Source organism: Methylobacterium ajmalii, assembly GCF_036448855.1.
In the GTDB taxonomy this organism is placed as follows: Bacteria; Pseudomonadota; Alphaproteobacteria; order Rhizobiales; family Beijerinckiaceae; genus Methylobacterium; species Methylobacterium ajmalii.
The window spans coordinates 192,251-215,425 of the sequence record NZ_JAZFXT010000068.1; the positions used below are offsets into that span (position 1 = coordinate 192,251).

15 protein-coding genes and 1 tRNA gene are annotated in these 23,175 nt (G+C 71.9%); 9 read left to right on the forward strand and 7 right to left on the reverse strand.

Going from position 1 to position 23,175, the window contains the following annotated elements; translation table 11 throughout:
* The first annotated feature begins 182 nt into the window (after positions 1-182).
* From hrpB to V3T34_RS28375, 5 genes are all read left to right on the forward strand, one after another.
* On the forward strand, positions 183-2,678 hold the full coding sequence (gene hrpB / locus V3T34_RS28355; RefSeq protein ID WP_331369337.1) for an ATP-dependent helicase HrpB: 2,496 nt from the start codon (positions 183-185) through the stop codon (positions 2,676-2,678).
* Between the two features lie 83 nt (positions 2,679-2,761).
* Complete coding sequence (locus tag V3T34_RS28360; protein WP_305079735.1) at positions 2,762-3,358, forward strand: hypothetical protein; 597 nt, start codon at positions 2,762-2,764, stop codon at positions 3,356-3,358.
* Between the two features lie 13 nt (positions 3,359-3,371).
* Positions 3,372-3,620: a helix-turn-helix domain-containing protein gene (locus V3T34_RS28365; protein ID WP_305079737.1), complete on the forward strand. Its 249-nt coding sequence runs from the start codon at positions 3,372-3,374 to the stop codon at positions 3,618-3,620.
* Between the two features lie 120 nt (positions 3,621-3,740).
* Complete coding sequence (locus V3T34_RS28370; protein ID WP_305079738.1) at positions 3,741-4,967, forward strand: peptide-binding protein; 1,227 nt, start codon at positions 3,741-3,743, stop codon at positions 4,965-4,967.
* A 107-nt stretch (positions 4,968-5,074) separates the two neighbouring features.
* A complete protein-coding gene (locus V3T34_RS28375) occupies positions 5,075-7,516 on the forward strand; it encodes a sensor domain-containing protein (RefSeq protein WP_305079739.1) in 2,442 nt (813 codons plus the stop codon).
* A gap of 85 nt (positions 7,517-7,601) precedes the next feature.
* On the opposite strand, the gene V3T34_RS28380 is transcribed toward V3T34_RS28375, so the two are convergent.
* The 3 genes from V3T34_RS28380 to aroA form a co-directional block, all read right to left on the reverse strand.
* Positions 7,602-9,224, reverse strand: coding sequence for an ABC-F family ATP-binding cassette domain-containing protein (locus V3T34_RS28380; protein ID WP_305079740.1), 1,623 nt, complete (start codon positions 9,222-9,224; stop codon positions 7,602-7,604).
* A gap of 272 nt (positions 9,225-9,496) precedes the next feature.
* Positions 9,497-10,123, reverse strand: a complete 627-nt coding sequence (gene cmk, locus V3T34_RS28385) for a (d)CMP kinase (RefSeq protein WP_305079741.1) — start codon at positions 10,121-10,123, stop codon at positions 9,497-9,499.
* An 8-nt stretch (positions 10,124-10,131) separates the two neighbouring features.
* Complete coding sequence (gene aroA / locus V3T34_RS28390) at positions 10,132-11,481, reverse strand: 3-phosphoshikimate 1-carboxyvinyltransferase (protein ID WP_305079742.1); 1,350 nt, start codon at positions 11,479-11,481, stop codon at positions 10,132-10,134.
* Positions 11,482-11,652: 171 nt separating this feature from the next.
* Here aroA and V3T34_RS28395 point away from each other — a divergent pair, with 171 nt between their 5' ends.
* From V3T34_RS28395 to V3T34_RS28410, 4 genes are all read left to right on the forward strand, one after another.
* Complete coding sequence (locus tag V3T34_RS28395) at positions 11,653-12,039, forward strand: TIGR02300 family protein (RefSeq protein ID WP_060849478.1); 387 nt, start codon at positions 11,653-11,655, stop codon at positions 12,037-12,039.
* Between the two features lie 224 nt (positions 12,040-12,263).
* Positions 12,264-12,339, forward strand: a tRNA-Ala gene (locus tag V3T34_RS28400).
* A 670-nt stretch (positions 12,340-13,009) separates the two neighbouring features.
* Complete coding sequence (locus V3T34_RS28640) at positions 13,010-13,405, forward strand: transposase (protein ID WP_407942794.1); 396 nt, start codon at positions 13,010-13,012, stop codon at positions 13,403-13,405.
* A gap of 56 nt (positions 13,406-13,461) precedes the next feature.
* Complete coding sequence (locus V3T34_RS28410) at positions 13,462-14,316, forward strand: alpha/beta fold hydrolase (protein WP_305079473.1); 855 nt, start codon at positions 13,462-13,464, stop codon at positions 14,314-14,316.
* 3 nt (positions 14,317-14,319) lie between these two features.
* Here the strand turns inward: V3T34_RS28410 and V3T34_RS28415 are convergent, their stop codons facing one another.
* The 4 genes from V3T34_RS28415 to V3T34_RS28430 all read right to left on the reverse strand — a co-directional run bounded on the left by V3T34_RS28415 (position 14,320) and on the right by V3T34_RS28430 (position 23,057).
* Entirely contained in the window at positions 14,320-17,502 is a 3,183-nt protein-coding gene (locus tag V3T34_RS28415; RefSeq protein ID WP_305079472.1) for a multidrug efflux RND transporter permease subunit, read from the reverse strand.
* 1 nt (position 17,503) lies between these two features.
* Complete coding sequence (locus tag V3T34_RS28420; protein ID WP_305079471.1) at positions 17,504-18,724, reverse strand: efflux RND transporter periplasmic adaptor subunit; 1,221 nt, start codon at positions 18,722-18,724, stop codon at positions 17,504-17,506.
* Positions 18,725-19,105: 381 nt separating this feature from the next.
* Positions 19,106-20,080, reverse strand: coding sequence for an HpcH/HpaI aldolase/citrate lyase family protein (locus V3T34_RS28425; RefSeq protein WP_305079470.1), 975 nt, complete (start codon positions 20,078-20,080; stop codon positions 19,106-19,108).
* A gap of 217 nt (positions 20,081-20,297) precedes the next feature.
* Positions 20,298-23,057 carry a phosphoenolpyruvate carboxylase gene (locus V3T34_RS28430; protein ID WP_305079469.1) on the reverse strand — a complete coding sequence of 920 codons (2,760 nt, stop codon included), beginning with the start codon at positions 23,055-23,057 and terminating at the stop codon, positions 20,298-20,300.
* Between the last annotated feature and the right edge of the window lie 118 nt (positions 23,058-23,175).

A 23,175-nucleotide genomic window follows, 5' to 3' on the forward strand; every position in this document is an offset into this window, starting at 1 on the left:
GTCAATCATCTGCCGCGCGACCGGTTCCTCCACGGCAGCGGAAATCGTTAAGAAAAACTTTCGCAACGTTTCGCCCGGCGCGACACTGGGTCAGCGCGGCGGCGGGCCCGACCCCGTCCGGCTTTCAGGCTCGCGGGCTTGCGGGCTTGCGCGGCCGGACCGGCTCCGCCATCCCGGCCTGCATGCGCTCCGTCCCCTCCCTGCCGATCGATGCCGTCCTCGGCGACCTCGCGGCGGCCCTCGCCGAACCGTCGGGCGACCGCCCCAACGCCGTGCTGGTGGCCCCCCCCGGCGCCGGCAAGACCACCCGGGTGCCCCTCGCCCTGCTGGAGGCGCCCTGGCGCGGCGACCGGCGCATCATCCTCCTGGAGCCGCGCCGCCTCGCCGCCCGGGCGGCGGCCGAGCGGATGGCCGCGACCCTGGGCGAGCCGGTCGGCGAGACGGTAGGCCTCCGGGTCCGCCTCGGCTCCAAGGTCTCGGCCCGCACCCGGATCGAGGTGGTGACCGAGGGCGTCTTCGCCCGGATGATCCTGGACGATCCCGAGCTCGACGGCATCGCCGCGGTGCTGTTCGACGAGTTCCACGAGCGCTCGCTCGACGCCGATCTCGGCCTGGCCCTGGCGCTCGACGCGCAAGGCGCGTTGCGCGAGGACCTGCGCTTGCTGGCGATGTCGGCGACGATCGACGGCGCCCGGGTCGCCGCCCTGATGGGCGGGGCCCCGGTGATCGTCTCGGAGGGGCGGGCCTTCCCGGTCGAGACCCGCCACCTCGACCGCGATCCGCGCGAGCGCATCGAGGATGCGGTGACCGACGCGGTGATGCGGGCGCTGCGGGCCGAGCCCGGCTCGGTCCTCGCCTTCCTGCCGGGCCAGGCCGAGATCCGCCGCACCGCCGAGCGCCTGGCGGAGCGCCTCTCGGATTTCCCCGAGGTCGACCTCGCGCCGCTCTATGGCGCCCTCGACCGGGCCGAGCAGGACCGGGCGGTGCGCCCGAGCCTGGCCGGGCGCCGCAAGGTCGTGCTCGCCACCTCGATCGCCGAGACCTCGCTCACCATCGAGGGGGTGCGGGTGGTGGTCGATTCGGGCCTCGCCCGGGTGCCGGTCTACGAGCCGGATCTCGGGCTCACCCGGCTCGTCACCCAGCGCGCCTCGCGCGCCTCGGTCGACCAGCGCCGGGGCCGCGCCGGGCGCACGCAAGCCGGCGTGTGCTACCGCCTGTGGCCGGAGGCCGCTACCGGGGCGCTCGACCCGTTCACCCGGCCCGAGATCCTGGCCGCCGACCTCGCCGGGCTGGTCCTCGACTGCGCTGCCTGGGGCGTGTCCGATCCGACGACGCTTCCCTTCCTCGATCCGCCGCCGGCCCCGGCGCTGGCCGAGGCCCGGGCGCTGCTGTCCGGCCTCGATGCCCTCGACGGCGACGGCCGCCTGACCCCGGCCGGCCGGGCGCTTCGCGCCCTCCCCCTGCCGCCGCGCCTCGCCCGGATGGTGGTGAGCGCCGCCGCGCGCGGGCGGGAGGCGGCGCGGGACGCCGCCGACCTCGCGGCGGTGCTGGTCGAGCGCGGCCTCGGCGGCGATTCCGTCGATCTTGCCGAGCGGGCCGAGCGCTTCCGCCGCGACCGCTCGGCCCGGGCCGAGGACATGCGCCGCCTCGCCGCCGGCTGGGCGAGGATCGCGTCGGCGCATGCCGCCCCGCCCGGTGCCGCCGGCCGGCCCGAGGCCGGCACCCTCCTGGCGCTGGCCTATCCCGACCGGATCGCCCGGGCCCGGGGCAAGGCCGGCGAGTACGTCCTGGCGAACGGCCGCGGCGCCGCCCTCGACCCCGCCACTGCGCTCGCCCGCGAGCCGTTCCTGGCGGTGGCCGAGATCGTCGGGAAAGCCTCCTCCGCCCGCATCCTGGCCGCCGCGCCGATCGCGCTCCCCGACATCGAGGCGCTGTTCTCCGACCGGATCGAGGCCCGCACCCGGGTCGAGTTCGACCCCGAGTCCCGCGCCCTCAGGGCCCGGGCGCAGCGGCGCCTCGGCGCGGTCTCGCTCGCCGAGCGCATCCTGCCCGTCCCGACGGACGCCGACTGCGCCGCGATCCTCGCTTGCGGCCTCGCCGGCCTCGGCGTCGCCGCCCTGCCCTGGTCGAAGGCGGCCCAGCAATGGCGCGAGCGGGTGATGTTTCTCCGAAGCGCCGAGGGCGAGCCCTGGCCCGACCTCTCGGACGCCCATCTCGCCGAGACCCTGCCCGACTGGCTCGGGCCGCACCTCTCCGGCCTCACACGCCTCGACGAGATCGGCGCCGACCGCCTGTCGGAGGCCCTGCACGACCTCGTGCCCTGGTCGCTGCGCGCGCGCCTCGACGCCGAGGCGCCGACCCATCTCGAAGTGCCGACCGGCTCGCGCATCCCGGTCGACTACGCCGCAGAGGGCGGCCCGGCGCTCGCCGTGCGGGTGCAGGAGCTGTTCGGCCTCGCCCGCCACCCGACGATCGGCGGCGGCCGGGTGCCGCTCGTCCTCCACCTGCTCTCGCCGGCCCAGCGCCCGATCCAGATCACCCGCGACCTGCCGGGCTTCTGGCGCGGCTCCTGGGCGGCGGTGCGGGCCGACATGCGCGGCCAGTATCCCCGACACCCCTGGCCCGAGGACCCGACCACCGCCCCCCCGACCCGCCGGGCCAAGCCGCGGGGGACCTGACGCCGGGGACCGAGCGAACCGGAAAATTATTGTTTTACAGAAATTACTAGCTGTGCGACGAGGGTCCAACGGAGGCTTTTCCCTTGCCCCACGCCGTGATCCACCCAGCCGCTGCCGACGACGAGCCCGCCTCCCGGGCGCGGCTGCGCCGCCTCGCGGCCGGGCTCGCGCGGCTCTCGGGCGCCCTCGCCGTCCTGCTGGCGGTGTTCGGGAGCGCGGTCCTCGTCCTCGGTCTCGCCTGCGGCGGCGCCCATCTGTGGCTGGCCCCGGGCGCCGCCTATCTCGGCGCGCCGCCGGAGGGCGTCGCCGGGCTGGTGCCATTCGGCGCCCTGCCCCGGCCGACCCGCCTCGCCTACGCGTCGAAGCTCGTGCTGGCGCAGGCGCCCCTCCTCCTCGCCCTGGCGAGCCTTCGCGGCCTCCTGCGGGGCTTTGCCGAGGGGGCGGCCTTCGCGCCGGCGCAGGCCGACCGCTTGCACCGGATCGCCCTCTGGCTGGTCGCCAGCGCCCTGGCGCCCGCCCTCGGCGAGGGGCTGGTCGCGGCCGCCGGCCACGGCGTCGACCGCGCCTGGTTCCATGCCGGGTCGGCCTACGCGCTGCTCTTCGCCGCGCTCCTCGCCGTGCTGGCGGCCCTGCTGCGGGTCGGCGGCGCGATCGAGCGCGACCGGGACGGATTCGTCTGAGGCCGACCGCGTCATGCCGATCATCGTCCGTCTCGACGTCATGCTGGCCCGGCGCAAGCGGCGCGCGAAGGACGTCGCCCGCGCCATCGGAATGACCGAGGCGAACCTCTCGCTGCTCAAATCCGGCAAGGTCCAGGGCGTCCGCTTCGCCACCCTGGCGGCCCTGTGCCGCGAGCTCGATTGCCGGCCCGGCGACCTCCTCGACTTCGAGCCCGACGTGGAGGCCGCAGAACACGATCCCGGCCTCGACCGGGTCGGCTGACCGCCCCGTTCCTTTCGGGGTCCACCTCCTCGCCGGCCCGTCGCGCGGCGAGCCGGAGACGCACGCATGCGAGCATCCCCTCGGTTCCGCCGTATCGTTGCAGGCCTTGGGGCCGCCGCCGTGGCCATCCTCCTCGGGGCCTGCCGGCCACCGGCCCCGATCGACGGCCGGGTGGCCGTCGCCTGGACGGCGGGCCCCGTGCGGCCGGTAACGCTGCCCCTGATACCGGGCTCGCACCGCTGGCTCGTCGAGCTGCCCTTCCGGCGTCCGGACGGGAGCGAGCGGCGGGCGCTCGCCTGGGTCAATCCCGGCACCCCGGCGCCGGTCCTGTCGCCGGCGCTCGCCCGCGAGCTCGGGCTCGATGACGGGCGCGACCTCACCTTCGACCTCGGCGGCTTCGCCGTCACGGTGGCGGGCGCCGCCGTCGCCGAGAACCCGCGCCTTCCCGGCGGCCAAAGCCTCCTGGTGCAGCTCTTCGCCCCGCGCCGCGTCGATGCGCTGCTGCCCGCCGGCGTGCTGCGCGCCTTCGCGATCGCCCTCGATCCCTCGGCCCGGACGCTGACGATCGGCCCCTCCGGCAGCCTGCCGGCCCGCGGCGCGGCGATTCCCGTGCGGATCGCGCCGGGGAGCGGCCTCGTGAGCGTCGAGGCCGTCGCCGACGGCGAGCGTCTGACCCTCGTCCTCGATCCCGGCGCCCCCTATACCTGGCTGCGCGGCCGCCGGGCGGCGGGATGGCTCGCGCGCCATCCGGGCTGGGCGCGGGTCCGCGGCGCGGTCGGCCGCAGCGCCGCCGCGATGGCGGATCTCGCCCTCGAGCAGGACGGCACTGTGCTGCGCCTGCCCGACCTGCGGCTCGGGTCGCTGCGGTGGGACGGGCTCGGCGCGCTCGCGACCGCGCCGTTCGGCGGTGCCGTCGCGGAGGCGCTCCTCGGCGAGGTCTTCTGGGACCGCTGGCAGGAGCCGGTCGGGATGCCGGTCGACGGCTGGCTCGGCAACAACGCGCTCGGCGACGGCCTCCTGACCATCGACTACCCCGCCGGCTGGGCCCGGTTCGAGCGCCGGCGCCCCGCCGACCCGGACGACCTCGACGGGATCGGGCTCACCCTCGTGCGGGCCGGGGACGGCTACGCGGTCGGCCGGATCGCGACCCGGGACGGACGGCCGCTCGTCGCGGGCGTCGCGCCGGGAGACGTCCTGCGCCGGGTCGACGGCCGGCTGGTCGCCGGCCTGGCTCCCGAGGCCGTCGTCGCCGCCCTCGCCGGGCCGGCGGGGGCGCGGTGGGTGCTCGATCTCGACCGGGACGGCGCCCCGGTCACCGTCGAGGCCCTCGCGGTCGCGCTGCGGTGACGGGGCGAGCCCGGGCCCTCTCGCGCAGCGGTTGTCGTCTCGACAATTTGAGAAAGGAAATCGCAGCAAATTCGTGAGATCCACGGCCATGCGAAGAAGACCGCTGCATGCTGCCTGAAGACCTCGACATCATCGCCGCGGACTGGTCGTGGCAGACCGATGCGGCGCTTCGGCTGACGGCCGTGCGCGGGCGCTACGCGGCCCTGACGGGCCTCCCCGACCCGCTCGGGCGGCCCTGGCCGGGCCTCGACGGCGACGGGTTGGACGGATCGGGACATTCGGCGGTGCTGTCCGGCCGGCGGCCGTTCCGGGACGTGGTCCTGCCGCATCGGCACTCCGACGGGCGGATCCGCTGGTTCCGGTTCGGCGGCGCGCCGGTCACCGGTCCGGACGGGAGCGTCGCGGGCTGGCGCGGGATCTGCGCCGAGGTCCCGTCCGCGGAGGCCGGGACGGTGCCGTGCCTGGAGGACCGGGTGCGCCGCTGCGAGACCGTGCTGGAGGGCCTGCCGGTCGGGATCAGCGTCTTCGATCCGGACCTGCGGCTGATCCTCGTCAACGGCCGGCTGCGCGACCTGTTCGGGCTGCCCGAGGAGTTGTTGCGCCTCGGCACGCCGCTCGAGCGCATGATCCGCACGAGCGCCGCCGCCGGCAACTATCCGGGCCTCGGTCCCGACGAGGCCTGGGCCTTCGTGTCCGAGCGCATCGCCCAGCGGGTCCGGCTGCAGCGCGAGCGGCACCTGCCGAACGGCGTTCTCCTGAAGACCACCATCACCCCGCTGCCGGACGGCGGCACGATGGTGATCCACGAGGACGCGACCGACCGGGCGCGGGCCGATCGGCGGCTCGCCGAGCAGAACCGCTGGCTCGACCACGCCCTGACCCACATGTCGCACGGCCTCGTGCTGTTCGACGCCGACCACCGCATCACCGTCGTCAACCGGCAGTTCCTCGACCTCTACGGCCTGTCGCCCGAGACGGTGCATCCGGGCATTTCCGCCGAGGAGCTGATCCACCGCCGCACCGAGGCCGGCAACTTCCCGGGCCTGCGGCCCGAGGAGGCCTGGGAGCAGGTGCGAGAGCGGCTGGCGACCCGCACCCGCTACCGCCTCGACCAGACCCTGCTCGACGGCCGGGTCATCGCCGTGACCTACGCGCCGACCCCGGAGGGCGGCTTCGTGACGGTGCACGAGGACGTGACGGCGGCCAAGCGCGCCGAGGCGCAGATCGTCCACATGGCGCGCCACGACGCGCTGACCGGCCTGCCCAACCGCGCCCTGCTGCACGAGGGCCTGGCGGAGGCGCTGGCGGCCGGCGGCGGGGTCGCCGAGGGCAGGGGCCTGGCGGTCCTGTGCCTCGACCTCGACCGCTTCAAGACGGTGAACGACACCCTCGGCCATGCCGTCGGCGACAAGCTCCTGCGCCTCGTCACCGCGCGGCTCGCCGCCGAGGTCCGGGACGAGGCGGGCGACGGGCCCGCGATCCTGGCGCGGCTCGGCGGCGACGAGTTCGCCCTCGTCCTGCGGCCGGCCTCGCGCTTCCGGGCCGGCCGCCTCGCCGGACGGCTGATCGCGGCGGTCGAGCGCGACTACGACATCGACGGCGCGCGGGTCAGCGTCGGGCTCAGCATCGGCATCGCCCTGGCGCCGGCGGACGGACAGGACCCGGAAGGGTTGCTGCGAGCCGCCGACATGGCGCTCTACCGCGCCAAGGGCGAGGGGCGGGGCACGCACCGCTTCTTCGAGCCCGCCATGGACGTCGAGGTCCAGGCCCGGCGCAGCGTCGAGCTCGATCTGCGCACGGCCCTCGCCGAACGGCAATTCGCGCTGGCGTTCCAGCCCTTCCTCGGCCTGTCGGACAACCGGATCGCCGGATTCGAGGCGCTGGTGCGCTGGCACCATCCGGTGCGCGGCGTGGTGAGCCCCGCCGCCTTCGTGCCGATCGCCGAGGAGACCGGCATGATCGTGCCGCTCGGCGAGTGGGTCCTGCGCCAGGCCTGCCGCGAGGCGGCGCGCTGGCCGACAGGAATCCGGGTCTCGGTCAACCTCTCGCCGGTCCAGTTCCGCAGCGGCGACATCGACGCCACCGTGATCGCGGCCCTGCGCGACGCCGGCCTCGACCCGCACCGGCTCGAGCTCGAGATCACCGAGGGCGTGCTCCTGCAGGACAACGCCTCGACGCTGGCGATCCTGCACCGGCTGAAGGGCCTCGGGGTGCGCATCGCCATGGACGATTTCGGCACCGGCTACTCGTCGCTCGGCTACCTGCGGGCCTTCCCGTTCGACAAGATCAAGATCGACCGCGCCTTCGTGGCCGACCTCTCGCTGCGCCCCGACGCGCTGGCCATCGTGCGGGCGGTGACGACGCTCGCCGACAGCATGGGCATGACCACCACCGCCGAGGGCGTGGAGACCGAGGAGCAGCTGGCCCACCTGCGCGGGGCGGGCTGCACCGAGGTGCAGGGCTACCTCATCAGCCGGCCGGTGCCGGCGGAGGCGGTGGCGCCGATGCTGGGAAACGACGTCGCCTGCGGATGGCCTCGACGCGCCTGACCCGCGCCCTTTCTCCCGCCGTCCCGGGGCTCCGCGACGCGGCCCGGGAACGACGGAGCGGATGGGAAGCGAACGCGCCTTCGCCTCAGTGCCGCAGGCCCGGCGCCTCCTGCCCGGTCTTCTCCACGTATTCCGAGTATCCGCCGCCATAAAGGTGGATGCCCTCGGGCGTCAGCTCCAGCACCCGGTTCGACAGCGCGGCGAGGAAGTGCCGGTCGTGCGAGACGAACAGCATCGTGCCCTCGTACTGGGCGAGCGCGGCGATCAGCATGTCCTTGGTGCCGACGTCGAGGTGGTTGGTCGGCTCGTCGAGGACGAGGAAGTTCGGCGGGTCGTAGAGCATCTTCGCCATGGCGAGACGGGCCTTCTCGCCGCCCGACAGCACCCGGCAGCGCTTCTCGACGTCGTCGCCCGAGAAGCCGAAGCAGCCGGCGAGCGTGCGCAGCGAGCCCTGGCCCGCCTGCGGGAACGCCTCCTCCAGGAACTCGAACACCGTCTGCTCGCCGACCAGCGTGTCCATGGCATGCTGGGCGAAGTAGCCGAGCTTGACGCTGGCGCCGATGGTCACGCTGCCCGAATCCGGCTCCGTGGTCCCGGTGGCGAGCTTGAGCAGCGTCGACTTGCCGGCACCGTTGACGCCCATCACGCACCAGCGCTCCTTGCGGCGGATGCCGAAATCGAGCCCGTCGTAGATCGTGCGGCTGCCGTAGCTCTTGGAGACCGCCTTCAGGCTGATCACGTCGTCGCCGGAGCGGGGCGCGGCGGGGAAGTCGAAGGCGACGCTCTGACGCCGCCGGGGCGGCTCGACGCGCTCGATCTTGTCGAGCTTCTTCACCCGGCTCTGGACCTGGGCGGCGTGCGAGGCGCGCGCCTTGAAGCGCTCGATGAACTTGATTTCCTTGGCCAGCATCGCCTGCTGGCGCTCGAACTGCGCCTGCTGCTGCGCCTCGTTCTGGGCCCGCTGCTGCTCGTAGAAGGCGTAGTCGCCCGAATAGGTGGTGAGCGAACCGGCATCGATCTCGATGATCTTGCCGACGATCCGGTTCATGAAGGCCCGGTCGTGCGAGGTCATCAGCAGGGCGCCGTCGAAGCCGCGCAGGAAGTCCTCGAGCCAGATCAGGCTCTCGATGTCGAGGTGGTTGCTCGGCTCGTCGAGCAGCATCACGTCGGGGTTCATGAGCAGGATGCGGGCGAGCGCGACGCGCATCTTCCAGCCGCCCGACAGGGCGCCGACATCGCCCTCGACCATCTCGGGCGAGAAGCTGAGGCCCGCCAGCACCTCGTGGGCCCGGCCCTCGAGCGCGTAGCCGCCGAGCTCCTCGAACCGGCCCTGCACCTCGCCGTAGCGCTCGACCAGCGCCTCCATCTCGTCGGCCCGGTCGGGATCGGCGAGCGCGGTCTCGATCTCGCGCAGCTCGGCGGCGATCGCGCTCACGGGACCTGCGCCGTCCATCACCTCGGACAGGACGGAGCGACCGGCCATCTCGCCGACATCCTGGCTGAAATACCCGATGGTGATGCCGCGATCGGACGAGACCTGGCCCTCGTCGGGCTGCTCCTCGCCGGTGATCATGCGAAACAGCGTCGTCTTGCCGGCGCCGTTGGGGCCGACGAGCCCGACCTTCTCGCCGCGCTGGAGCGCGGCGGACGCCTCGATGAAGAGGATCTGGTTGCCGTTCTGCTTGGCGATCTTGTCGAGGCGGATCATGGGAGGCGGAGGTCCGAAGTGGCGGGCGCAGCGGATCGCGCGCGGTGTCGTTGGAGAGGCATGCCACGGATTCGTGGCGGCGTGGTGTCGGGCGGGATTCTCGACCGGCTGATGCCGTGTCGTCACGCTTCATCCCATCCCCGACCTCAGGATGAGGGCTCCAGGGATCGCGGTGCTTTCCGGAGGTCGCCTTCGAGGCCGGTCCATCGATGATGGACCGACATCTCGGGATGAGGTCGCAGGTGGGATGGGCGCGTCCGAGCGCTCAGCCCCTAGGCCCGGTCCCGCCCGTCGACCACGCCGGTGGCGGCCTGGAAGGCCGCGTCGGCGTCGAGCGCCGTGGTGTCGATCACCACCGCGTCCTCGGCCACCCGCAAGGGGGCGGCCGCCCGGTCGGCGTCGCGGGCGTCGCGGCGCAGGATGTCGGAGAGGACCGCCTCGTAGGCCACCGCCTCGCCGCGTCCGTCGAGCTCGCGGTGGCGGCGCCGGGCGCGCTCTTCCGCCGAGGCGGTGACGAACAGCTTCACGGCGGCATCCGGGCAGACCACGGTGCCGATGTCGCGCCCGTCCAGCACCGCGCCCTCGGCCGCGCCGGCGAAGCGCCGCTGCCAGTCGAGGAGCGCTGCGCGCACCGCCCCTTGGGCCGAGACGATCGAGGCGGCCTCGCCCATGGCGCTGCCGCGCAGGCGCGGATCGGACAGGAAGGCCGCGTCGAGGCCACGGGCGGCGGCCGCCGCCGCATCGGCGTCGGCGAGGTCGCGGTCGGCGTCGAGGAGGGTCAGCGCCACCGCCCGGTAGAGCAGCCCGGTATCGAGGTGCGGCAGGCGGTAATGCTCCGCCAGGCGCTTGGCCAGCGTGCCCTTGCCGGAGGCCGCCGGGCCGTCGATCGCGATCACCATCGCGCGCCTCACGCGGCGAGCCCGGCGCCGAGCGCCCGCATGTCGGCGAGGAAGGCCGGGTAGCTGGTGGCGATCATCGCGCCGTCGTCGACCGTCACCGGCGCGCGGGCGACCATGCCCAGCACCAGGAACGCCATGGCGATGCGGTGGTCGAGATGGGTCTCGACCGTGCCGCCGCCCTGCGGCGCGCCGCCGTCGCCGTGGACGATCAGGTCGTCGCCCTCGACCACGTGGGAGACGCCGTTGGCTTTCAGGCCCGCCGCCACCGCGGCGAGGCGGTCGGATTCCTTGACCCGCAGCTCGTGCAGGCCCTGCATCCGGGTGGTGCCCTCCGCACAGGCCGCCGCCACGGCGAGCACCGGGAACTCGTCGATCATCGCCGGTGCCCGCTCGGGCGGCACCGCGACGCCCTTCAGGCGGCTGTGGCGCACCCGCAGGTCGGCCACGGTCTCGCCGCCCTCCTCGCGCTCGTTGAGGCGCTCGATGTCGCCGCCCATCTCGACCAGCGTGGTCATGAGGCCGGTGCGCAGGGGGTTCATCATCACCCCCTCGATCACCACCTCGGAGCCCGGGACGATCAGGCCGGCCACCATGGCGAAGGCGGCCGAGGACGGATCGGCCGGCACCACCACGTCGGTGGCGGTGAGGGTCGGCTGGCCGGTGAGCGCGATGCGCCGGCCGTGCCCGCCGGGGCCGATCGCCTCGACCTCGACGGTGGCGCCGAACAGGCGCAGCATCCGCTCGGTGTGGTCGCGGGTCGCGGCGGCCTCCACCACCGTGGTGACGCCGGGCGCGTTGAGCCCGGCGAGAAGCACCGCCGACTTCACCTGTGCCGAGGCGACCGGGCTCTCGTAGGTGATCGGCACCGCCTCGCGGGGGCCGCGCAGGGTGAGCGGCACCCGGCCGCCCTCGGCCTGCTCGACCACGCTCACGCCCATCTCGACCAGGGGGTCGAGGATCCGGCGCATCGGCCGCTTGCGCAGCGAGGCGTCGCCGTCGAAGGTCGCGGTGACCGGGTGGCCGCCGACCACGCCCATCATCAGGCGCGAGCCGGTGCCGGCATTGCCGAAATCGAGCACGCCGGCCGGATCGGACAGGCCGCCGATGCCGACGCCGCGCACCCGCCAGCGCCCGTCCCCGTCGCGGTCGATCCCTGCGCCGAGCGCCTTGGCGGCGGCGGCGGTGCGCAGCACGTCGTCGCCCTCCAGCAGGCCCTCGATCCGGGTCTCGCCGAGGCTGAGCAGGCCGAGGATGATCGCGCGGTGCGAGATCGACTTGTCGCCGGGCGGCCGCAGCCGGCCCTTGAGGGCCGTCCCGGCCTGGGCGGTGATCGGGGACGGAGGGGAATCGTGCGACACGGGCAGAGGGCCTGGTTCTCGAGAATCGCGAGGGACGCGCGGGGAAAACGGCGGGGTCGTTACCATGCGGGCGCCGCCCCGTCATCCGCCGGACACACGGCTATTTGACAGCGCTGGCGGGCGAGACTAACCGAACCCACTCTTACCGACATCGACAGGAACGTGACCACCGTGGCCAGACCGGAACTCGGCTTGAAGCGCCAGTGCATGAGCTGCGGCGCCAAATTCTACGACCTGAGCAGGGATCCTGCCGTGTGCCCGAAATGCGGCACCGTCTATCAGGTCGCCGCCCTCACCTCCAGCCGCGTCCCCGCCCCGGCCATCGCCAACCGCGCCCCGCGCGAGGAGGAGACCGAGGAGGAGGCCGGCGCCCCCGAGATGGTCTCCCTCGACGAGGTCGAGGCTGCCGAGGGCGGCGACGACGTCTCGGTCGACGACGATGCCGACGTCTCCGATGCCGGCGGCGACGACGACACCTTCCTGGAGGAGGACGAGGAGAGCGGCGACGACGTCTCCGACCTCATCGACAGCGACATCGAGAGCGACGAGGAATCCTGATCGTCGCGGGAGGGTCGGGCGACGGGCGCGGGATCCGCGGTCGTTGCCCGCAACTCCCTGATGATGTTGGGGAATTCGCGACAGTCACGAAAACTTCGCGAAGACCCGCCCCGAGGGCTTGTGTCGAACGCCGCACCCTCATATACAGCCGCTCACCGGCGGCGGCGCCCTCCCTGAGGGCGGCGGGCCGGTTCCTGGACGGACCCAAACGTCCTGTGAAGCGTGGGGCTTTAGCTCAGCTGGGAGAGCGCCTGCATGGCATGCAGGAGGTCAGCGGTTCGATCCCGCTAAGCTCCACCATCCTCCCCACTCTTCCTTCAAACATCGCTACGTCTCTTCGCTCTCGACGTCGCCGCCGAGCGATCCGGGCTTGTGTCCGGTTCTCGGTGCGCGAGCGCGGGCCTCCGGCCCGTGGCGACGCGACGGGCGCCGACGGCGGGGTGTCCTTTCTTTTGCGCGGCACGTCGCCGTTCGCCGTGGGATTTCGGCAACGGCCTCGCTCGCTTCCGCGATGCCGGTCCTGGTTGCCCTAGTGGTCGAAGCGGGCACTGCACGTTGCGACGCAGCGGGAGTGATGCAACCCTCGATAACGGTATTTCGCGCTCTGTTTTCCTCTGTTTTCGAATTGGAATAACCGTCCGGCAGCCTCCTGCGGGTGTCGGGATCATATTCTTTGCCGTCGGCATTGACGCTGGGACGTGTGACGCGTCGCCAGGCCGCTGAGCAGGGCCGTTTCTACTTACATTTACGATTTAAATTCTAACAAGTTTTTGCGAACCGAAATATCTAATCTTTCAAGTCGCGATCCGAATGTCCTCGCTCGATTCATGTTCGAACACAAACGATCCGCGCCGTTCCACCCGGTAAGCCTGGATCACAAACTTCAACCGTCGCGCGGTGAGGTGATTGAAGAAGCATGTTACCCTTGGTAATATGATCCCAGGTGGAAACGTGAGCGCGGGGGATGTTGATGTTGACGGAGGCACAGTGGTCTATGCTCTCGCCGTTGCTCGAAGGGTGCCGGCCTCGTGGCAAGACTCAGCCCCACGACCTCAAGCGGACCATCGACGCGATCCTCTGGCGCCACTGGCACGACACCAACTGGCGCGCCGTCCCGGCCCAGTACGGCCCGTGGTGGATGGCGGCGCAGACCTTCATCCGCTGGTCGCGCCTCGGCGTCTGGGAGCAGCTGCTCGCGCGCCTCGAGCAGTCCTTCGCGGAAGCGGGCCTGCCGGTGCCGGGGATCGACCACGACGAGTTCGCCTATGGCGGTGCCCGCAAGAAGGAGCTCCAGGACAGCGAATTGCAGGTACGCCAGATCGCCAACATGCTGCTCAGCGTGCAGCGGCAGCAGGCGGTGGCCTGAGCGGGCGCCGCACGGGCCTGGCGCGGCCGGGGCTCACCGGCAGCGAGGAAAACCGCATGTTCGTCGCCGTCAATGGCATTCGCCTCTTCGTCGACGTCGAGAATGCCGGGCTCGTTCCCGTCGGCGACACGATGCGGGAGAAGCCGACCCTGCTGCTCCTGCATGGCGGTCCGGGCTTCGATCACAGCGCCTTCAAGCCCTTCTTTTCCGGGCTGAGCGATGTGGCACAGGTGGTCTATTACGACCATCGCGGCAACGGCCGCAGCGAGGACGGCGACCGCGCCGGCTGGACGCTGGCGCAATGGGGCGACGACGTGAGGGGCCTGTGCGACGCCCTCGGCCTCGTCCGGCCGATCGTGCTCGGGATGTCCTTCGGCGGCTACGTCGCCCAGGCTTACGCCACGCGCTATCCCGACCATCCGGGCCGGCTCATTCTCGCGAGCACCGCCGCCAAGGTCGATTTTCCGGCGATCTTTGCGCGGTTCGGAGAGCTGGGCGGCCCCGAGGTCGCGCGCATCGCCGAAACCTACTGGACGGCGCCGACCGCCGAGAAGCGGGCCGAGTATTTTCGCACCTGCGTCCCGTTCTACCGGCGCAAGCCGGTCGATCCCGACAAGCTGCGGCGCGTTCTAATGCGCAACGACACCGCGCTCCACTTCAACGGGCCCGGCAACGAGCAGGGACGCATGGATTTCCGCCCCGTGCTCGGGGGCGTGCGCTGCCCCGTCCTGGTCATGGCCGGCGCGAACGACCCGCTGGTGCCGCCATCCGTGAGCGAGGCGCTCGTGGCCGCCCTGCCGCCCGACCGCGTGCGCTTCGAGTGTTTCGGGGACAGCAGCCACGACCTGTTCGGCGACGAGCCGGAGCGCGCCTTCGCCGTCCTGCGGGAGTTCATCGAGATGGTGCCTTGAGCCCTATTCTGCCGCCTCCCGCAACCGCGACGGTGCCTCCCTGTCCTCCGGCGCTTCATCCTTCGCCTCCGCTCCGTGCGAGCCGCCGGACAGCCACGTCGAGAGCCGGTCGAGGTAGATGTAGATCACCGGCGTGGTAAACAGCGTCAGCACCTGGCTGACCGCCAGCCCGCCGACCATGGCGTAGCCGAGCGGCTGGCGGATCTCCGAGCCGGTGCCGGTGCCGAACATCAGCGGGATGCCGCCCAGCAGCGCCGCCATCGTGGTCATCAGGATCGGGCGGAAGCGCAAGCTGGCCGCCTTGCGGATCGCCTCCTCGGGGCCGATGCCCTCCTGGCGCTCGGCCACGATCGCGAAGTCGACCAGCATGATGCCGTTCTTCTTCACGATGCCGATCAGCAGGATGACGCCGATCAGCGCGATCAGGCTGAAGTCGTAGCCGAACCACAGCAGCATCGCGAGCGCGCCGACGCCGGCCGAGGGCAGGGTCGAGAGGATCGTCAGCGGGTGGATGTAGCTCTCGTAGAGGATGCCGAGGATCAGGTAGACCACCACCAGGGCGGCCACGATCAGGAGCGGCACCGTCGAGAGCGATTGCTGGAACGCCTGCGCGGTGCCCTGGAACCCGGTCGCCAGCGTCGCCGGCACGCCGAGGTCCTTGGCCGCCTTGTCGATCGCCGCGGTCGCCTGGCCGAGCGCGACGTTCGGGCCCAAGTTGAAGCTGATCGTCACCGAGGGGAACTGGCCCTGGTGGCTGATCGAGAGCGGGCGCACCGGCTCGGTGCTCCAGGTCGCGAAGGCCGCGAGCGGCACCTGGCTGCCGGTCGCCGGCGACTTCACGTAGATGTTGCGCAAGCTGTCCGGGTTGCCCTGGAGCGCCGGCAGGATCTCCATGACGACGTGGTAGCTGTTGAGCTGGGTGAAGTACTGCGCCACTTGGCGCTGGCCGATCGCGTCGTAGAGCGTGTCGTCGATCAGTTGGGGCGTGATGCCGAAGCGCGAGGCGGCGTCGCGGTTGATCGCCAGCGTCAGCGTCGTGCCGCTGGTCTGCTGGTCGGTGGCGACGTCACGCAGCTCGGGCAGGGTCTTCAGCTTGTCGAGCAGGCGCGGCGACCAGGCGTTGAGCTCGTCGAGGTTCGGGTCTTGCAGCGTGTACTCGAACTGGGTGCGCGAGGCGCGCCCGCCGGTGCGCACGTCCTGCGAGGCCTGGAGGAAGACCTTCACGCCCTCGAGCTCGGCGAGCTTGGGCCGCAGCCGGCCGATGATCCGGAAGGCGTCGGCCTCCCGCTCCTCCCGGGGCTTCAAGGTGATGAACATCCGGCCGGAATTGAGCGCCTGGCCGCTGCCGCCGATCGACATCGCGACGCTCGCCACGTCCGGATCGGCCTGGATCACCGCGCCGACCGCCTTCTGTCGGTCCTCCATGGCGGCAAACGAGATGTCCTGCCCACCCTCGGTGATGCCGACGATGAGGCCGGTATCCTGCTGCGGGAAGAAGCCCTTCGGGATGATCACGAACAGGTAGCCGGTGAGCGCCACCGTGCCGAGGAAGGTGAGGAACGTGACGACGTGGTGGCGCAGCGCCACGTCGAGGGCCGATTCGTAGGCCCGGAGCAATCCGTCGAAGAGGCGCTCGCTCCAGCGGTAGAGGCGCCCGTGCGCCTCCGCCTTGTGCTCCTTGAGGAAGCGCGAGGCCATCATCGGGGTCAGCGACAGCGACACGAAGGCCGAGACGCCGATCGTCATCGACAGCACCACGGCGAATTCGCGAAACAGCCGGCCGATGATGCCGCCCATGAGCAGCAGCGGGATCAGCACCGCGATCAGCGAGACCGAGATCGACACGATGGTGAAGCCGATCTCGCCGGCGCCCTTGAGCGCGGCCTGCATCGGCTTCATCCCCTCCTCAATGTGGCGGGCGATGTTTTCCAGGACCACGATCGCGTCGTCGACCACGAAGCCGACCGCGATGGTGAGCGCCATCAGCGACAGGTTGTCGAGGGTGTAGCCGGCCATCCACATCAGCGCGCAGGCGCCGAGCAGCGCCAGCGGCACGGTCACGCTCGGGATGATGGTGGCCCAGACCGAGCGCAGGAACACGAAGATCACCGCGACGACGAGCGCGATGGTGAGCGCCAGGGTGAACTGCACGTCCTCGACCGAGGCGCGGATGGTCTGGGTCCGGTCGCTGAGCGTCTGGACCTTCACGCCCGCCGGCAGGGAGGCGGTGATGCGCGGCAGCTCGGCCTTGATCCGGTCCACCGTGTCGATGACGTTGGCGCCGGGCTGCTTGAAGATGACCAGGAACACGCCGCGCTGGCCGTTGGCCCAGGCCGCCTGCTTGGCGTCCTCCGGCCCCGCCACCGCCTGGCCGATGTCGCGCACCCGCAGCGGCGCGCCGTTGCGGTAGGCGATGATGACGTCGTTCCAGTCCCTGGCGCGGGTAAGCTGGTCGTTGGCGTAGACCGTGTAGCTGCGGGTCGGCCCGTCGAAGCTGCCCTTCGGGCTGTTGACCGTGGTGATCGAGAGCTGGGTGCGCACGTCCTCCAGCGACAGGTCCTTGGCGACGAGCTTGGCCGGGTCGATCTGCACCCGCACCGCCGGCTTCTGCTGGCCGCCGATCAGCACCTGGCCGACGCCGGTGACCTGGCTGATGCGCTGCGCCAGCTGCACGTCCGCGGCGTCGTCGACCTCGATCAGCGGCAGGGAGTCGGAGGTGACCGAGAGCAGCAGGATCGGCGAATCGGCCGGGTTCACCTTGCGGTAGGTCGGCGGGCTCGGCAGGCTCTTGGGCAATTGCCCGCCGGCGGCGTTGATCGCCGCCTGGATGTCGTTCGCCGCGCCGTCGATGTTGCGGCCGAGGTCGAACTGCACGGTGATCGACGAGATGCCGAGCGCGCTCGTCGAGGTCATCTGGCTGACGCCCGGAACCTGCGCGAACTGGCGCTCCAGCGGCTGGGCCACCGTCGAGGCCATGGTCTCCGGGCTGCCGCCGGGCAGCTGGGCGGTGACCTGGATCGTCGGGAAGTCGACCTGCGGCAGGGGCGCGACGCCCAGCAGCGGATAGGCCACGATCCCGACGAACAGGATCCCGGCCATGATCAGCGAGGTCGCGATCGGGAATCGGATGAAGTAGCCGGAGATGCCGCCGCGCGCGGCCTCCCCCTGCCCGCTGCCGATCTGCATGTCAGCGTGCCTCGCTCTGGGTCAGGGCGGCGTTGTCCGCCTGGCGGGCGGGCGCCCCGGGCTTCGCGTCGGCCGCGGGCTTCGCCTCGGCGACGAGCGCCCCCTCCTGCACCCGCGACTGGCCGCGCCAGACCACGGTCTGGCCGGGCGACAGACCCTTGAGCACCTGGATGCGGCCGTCATTGGCGCGGCCGACGACGATCGGCTGCATGTGGGCCTTCATCTGGTCGTCGACCGCGAAGGCGTAGAGCCCGTTCGGCCCGTGCTGCACGGCGTCGTCCGGGATCGTGACGGCGTCGGGGATCGTCGCGGTGCGCATCCGCGTCGAGACCGACAGGCCGGGCCACAGGGCGTGATCCCGGTTGGCGAACGAGGCCTTGAGCCGGATCGTGCCGGTCGCGGTGTCGACCTGGTTGTTGACGAGGTCGAGGCGTCCGTCGGACAGTCGAGCCATCCCGTCGGTGCTCCAGGCCTCCACCGGCACCGGGCCGGCAGCGAGCGCCTTCGACACCTCGCGCAGCTGCTCCTCGGGGGCGGTGTAGACCACGAAGATCGGCTCGACCTGGGTGATGGTGACGATCGCGGTCTGTTGCGCGGCGTTGACGATGTTGCCGACGTCGATCTGGCGGAATCCCGTGACGCCGTCGATCGGCGCCTGGATCGTGGCGTAGGAGACCTGAGTCGTCGCGTTGTCGATCGCCGCCTGGTCGGACGCGACCTGGGCGGTGAGCTGGCTCACCTGCGCGCCCTGCGTCTCGGTCTGCTGGCGCGAGGCGTAGTCGCCGAGCTTGGTGTAGCGCTCGAGGTCGACCTTGGCGTTCTTGAGGTTCGCCTCGTCCTGGGTCTTCTTCGCCTTCGCCTGATCGAGGGCGGCCTGGTACTGGCGCGGATCGACCTGGGCGAGGAGGTCGCCCTTCTTCACCACCTGGCCTTCGCGAAAGCCGATCTTCAGGATCTCGCCGTCGACCCGGCTGCGCACCTGCACGGTGTTGTAGGCCTGCACGGTGCCGAGGCCGGGTAGCACCACGGCGAGCGGTCCCTGCTCGACCTTGGCCAGGGTGACCGGCACCGGGGCGGGGCCGCGGGACGCCGCGGTCTTCGGCGGCTGCGCGTGCTCGCGCTGCCATGCATAGGCCCCGCCGGCGCCCGCCAGGATCGCGAGGGCCAGAAGCCACCCGCCGCGCCGGCGTTTCGGTGCGTCGGCGCCCTGTTCTGATCTCATCGGTCGCACGCTTCCACTCGGGCATCGTCCGATTTTGCGGGAGAGACCCGCCGGACGATGCGGCACTGTCGAAGACCGGAAGGCCGCGTGCAGCGTCATGCGGCGCGCAAAACCTGATCCGGAGCCGGTCGCGGCGCCCGTCACTGGGCCGCCGAGGCGGCTGCACGGGCCGGCATCCTCCGAGCGTATGCCACTCGACTGTTTCTAGCGTGTGCGAGGACCGTGCGTCGTCTGCGCGCGGCGGACAAAGCTGATCCATCCACGGTGCAGGGCTGGCCGGCACCGTGGATGGATCGGAGACCTTGCGGACTTGCTCTCCGGCGGTGGGCCGGCCTTGCGGCTGGCCCCCGCGTCCCTGTCGTCGGGGCGCGCCCGTGGCTTTCAGGCCCTCGCCATGGCGTCGGCCTTGCCGATCAGCGCCTCGGCCATGCGGATCGACGCGATGTCGATGAGGCGCCCGTCCAGCGAGACGGCGCCGCGGCCGGCCTTGGCCGCCTCCTCCATCGCCGAGAGGATGCGGCGCGCCTTGGTCACCTCGGCCTCGCTCGGGGTGAAGACCTCGTTGGCCAGATCGATCTGCGAGGGGTGGATCGCCCACTTGCCCTCGAAGCCGAGCGCCGCGCAGCGCCGGGCCGCCGAGGTGTAGCCGTCCGGGTCCGAGAAGTCGCCGAACGGGCCGTCGATCGGGCGCAGACCGTAGGCGCGGCAGGCCACCAGCATCCGGTTCTGGGCAAACAGCCACGGATCCTGCCAGTGGGTCTGGCGGGCGCCCGCCTCGTCCTTGTCGGTCAGCACCGAGTAGTCCGGGTTGACGCCGCCGATCACCGTCGAGCGGGCGCGCAGCGAGGCGGCGTAGTCGGCGACGCCGAACGACATCGCCTCGAGGCGCTTCGAGGACTGGGCGATGGCCTCGACGTTGGCCATGCCGAGCGCCGTCTCGATCAGCACCTCGAAGCCGAGCTTCTTCTCGCGGCGCTTGGCTTGCTCGATCTGCGTCACCAGCACGTCGATGGCGTAGACGTCCTGCGGCACGCCGACCTTGGGGATCAGGATCATGTCGAGGCGCGGGCAGGCCTCCACGATGTCGACCACGTCCCGGTACATGTAGTGGGTGTCGAGGCCGTTGATGCGAATCATCATCGTCTTCGATCCCCAATCGATCTCGTTGAGGGCCTGGACGATGTTCTTGCGTGCCTGCTCCTTGTCGTCGGGCGCGACCGCATCCTCGAGGTCGAGGAAGATCACATCCGCCGAGGACTTGGACGACTTCTCCATGAAGGTCGGGTTCGAGCCCGGCACCGCCAGCTCGGAGCGGTGCAGGCGGGGCGTGGCTTGCTGGACGAGGGTGAAGCTCATTGGGGTTCCTCCTGGGAGAGATCTTGGCGTTCCGTCGGTGACGGACGCAACGTGGCGGAAGGTGGGGGGTGTCGGCCCGGTGGGGTGCGGGTTGGTGCCGGGGGGACCGACAGGCGCGGGTTTCCCGCTCCCCCGCAGAGGGGGGAGGGAGAAGCCCGCGCCATGACGTCTCCGATGGATGACGTCTCCGATGGATCGGAGATCGAGCGGGACGATCTCACCCCGTCGCCCCGAATCCCGCGGCGACGCAGTTGATCGACAGCAGCAGCGCCGATTTCAGCGTCTCGCGCCGGTTCTCGTCGGCCTCGGCCCGGAAGCGGCGCAGGAGGTCGACCTGCTCGCGGCCGACCTGGTTGAGCACCGGCAGCCGCGCGGCGAGCCGGCCGCGATAGAGCGGGAAGCGCTCGGCGAGGCCGGCCGCGCCGCTCACCTCCAGCACCATCGCGCAGGTCAGCCGGTACTCCGCCTCGATCATCGCGAAGATCGCCTCGCGGGCGCCCTCGTCCGGGCAGAGCGTCGCGAACTCGCGGGCGATGCCGAGATCGACGGTGAGCAGGGTCTTTTCCACCTCGTCGAGGATCAGCCGGAAGAGCGGCGAGTCCTCGAACATCCGCCGCAGCAGCGCCCGGCCGCCCTCCCCGCGCACGTCGAGCAGGCTCTTCAAGCCGCTGCCGACCCCGTACCAGCCGGTGATGCCGTGCCGGTTCTGGCTCCAGGCGAACACCCACGGGATCGCCCGCAGGTCGGCGAGGCTGCGGGCGCCGAAGCGCCGGGCCGGCCGCGAGCCGATGTTGAGGAGCGCGATCTCGTCGAGCGGGCTCGCGGCGCCGAAATACGTCACGAGGTCGGGATGCGTGATCAGCCGGGCATAGGCTGCCCGCGAAGCGCCCGAGAAGGCCTCCAGCGCGTCGTCGAACTCGGCGGTCGCCGCGGCCTGGCCCGGCCGCGGGGCGGCGTCGAGGACGTGGTCGAGCACCGCTGAGGCGAGCAGCTCCATCTGGTAGGCGGCGGTGCCGCGGTTGGCGTACTTGAACGAGACCACCTCGCCCTGCTCGGTGGTGCGGAACCGGCCCCGGATCGAGCCCCGCGGCTGGGCCGCGATGGCCCGTGCGGTGGGAGCGCCGCCGCGGCTGACCGAGCCGCCGCGGCCGTGGAAGAACGCGATGGCGAGACCGGCCTGCTCGCCGACCTGGGTCAGCTTGCCCTGGGCCTTGGCGAGCTCCCAGTTCGAGGCGACGAAGCCGCCGTCCTTGTTCGAATCCGAGTAGCCGATCATCACCTCCTGCACCCCGCCCTGCTGGCGGGCCGAGCGGCGCACCACCGGCACCTTGAGGAGCGCCCGCATGATCGCGGGGGCCGCCCGCAGGTCGTCGATCGTCTCGAACAGGGGCACGATCGGCAACGGGCAGACCTCGATGCCGGCCGCGTCGAGGAAGACGCCCGCGGTCTTCGCCAGCAGGTAGACGCCCAGGATGTCGGGCACCGAATGGGTCATCGACAGCACGAAGGCGCCGAAGGCCTCGCGGTCGAGGCTGCCGCGCATCTCGGCCACGAGCCGGAAGGTGGCGAGCGTCTCGCGCGCCTCCTCGGACAGGCCGTCGAGGTCGGGCAGGCCGTCGAGGGGGCGGGCGAGCTCCGCTTCGAGCCAGGCCATCCAGGCCGGCGAATCGACGTCCGGCGGCTCGCCCGCGCCCTCGCCGTGCTGGCGCCGCCACAGGGCCTGGAGCGCCCGGGTGGTGCGGGTGGTGTTCTCGCGGATGTCGAGCCGCACGGTCGAGAACCTGAAGATCTCGACCATCCGGCGCACCGGCCGCACCATGTTGGCGGCGAGCGAGCCGCAGCGTGCCTCCGACAGCCCGTCCTCGAGGTCGCGCAGGTCGCCGATCAGCTCGTCGGCATCGGCGTAGGCGCCGGCGCGCGGCCCCTCCGCTCCGGTGCCCTCGAGTCCCGCGACCGTCGCCTCCAGGCGCCGGCTGAGGCAGGTGAGGAACTGTCGGTAGGGCTCGCCCGGGTTGCGCTTCGCGATCGCCTCTCCGTCCGGCTGGCGGGCGAGCTGGTCGGCGAGCGCCGCCGCGAAGGCCTCGGGCACCGGCAGCGAGCGGGCGCTGATCGAGAGGGTGCGGGCGAGCGCGGTGATGCCGTCGCGGTAGCGCCTGAGGCTCGCGAGCGCGTTGCGCCGCAGCGTGCGCCGGGTCACCTCGGCGGTGACGAAGGGGTTGCCGTCCCGGTCGCCGCCGATCCACGAGCCGAACTGGAAGAAGGCCGGCACCTCGAACCGGGACCCCGGATAGGAGGCCGCGAAGGCCTCCTCCAGCGAGCCCAGGGTCTCGGGCAGCATCTCGAACAGGGTCTCGTCGAAGAAGTGCAGGCCCCAGGCCACCTCGCGGTCGACGGTCGGCTTCTCGAGGTGCAGCTCGCCGGTCATCCAGACCAGCTCGACCTGGTCGCGCAGGTCGTCCATCAGGGCGTGGCGCTCGCGCTCGGTCCAGCGCGGCATCTCCAGCTCCTTCAGGATCAGGTAGATGCGCCGGAATTTTTCCAGCACCGTGACGCGCTTGGCCTCGGTCGGGTGCGCCGTCAGGGTCGGGCGCACCCGCAGCGACGACAGCACGCCGTGCACGGTCTCGGGCGGCACGCCCTGGGCGGCGGCCCGGGCCAGCACCGCGCTGAAGGAGTTCTTGAGCCGGTCGCGGCCGGCATTGCGCTCGACGTGGCGGCGCCGGCGCATCGCGGTGTTCTGCTCGGCGATGGCGATGAGCTGGAACCAGATGCCCTGCACCTGCAGCGCCCGCGCCGTCAGCCCCGGCGTCAGCCCGGCGATGTCCGCCTGCCCGCGCAGAACCGCCTCCAGCTCCGGCTGGTGGCGCCGGCAGACGTCCACCAGCGAGCGAAACAGCACGTCGAGCGCCACCCGGTCGTCGGTGCCGGTGATCAGCGGGGGAACGAAGGGCGTGTCGGGAACGGGAGTGTGGATCATCGGAAGCTCCCCGGTGGGGGTCGAGGGAGTTTCCCCTCCTCCTTGTGGGGAGGGGTTGGGGGGATCGAAGATCCCGCGTGGGGGTGGTGCAGGAGGCACCGCAGCGCTCTGTCCGGCA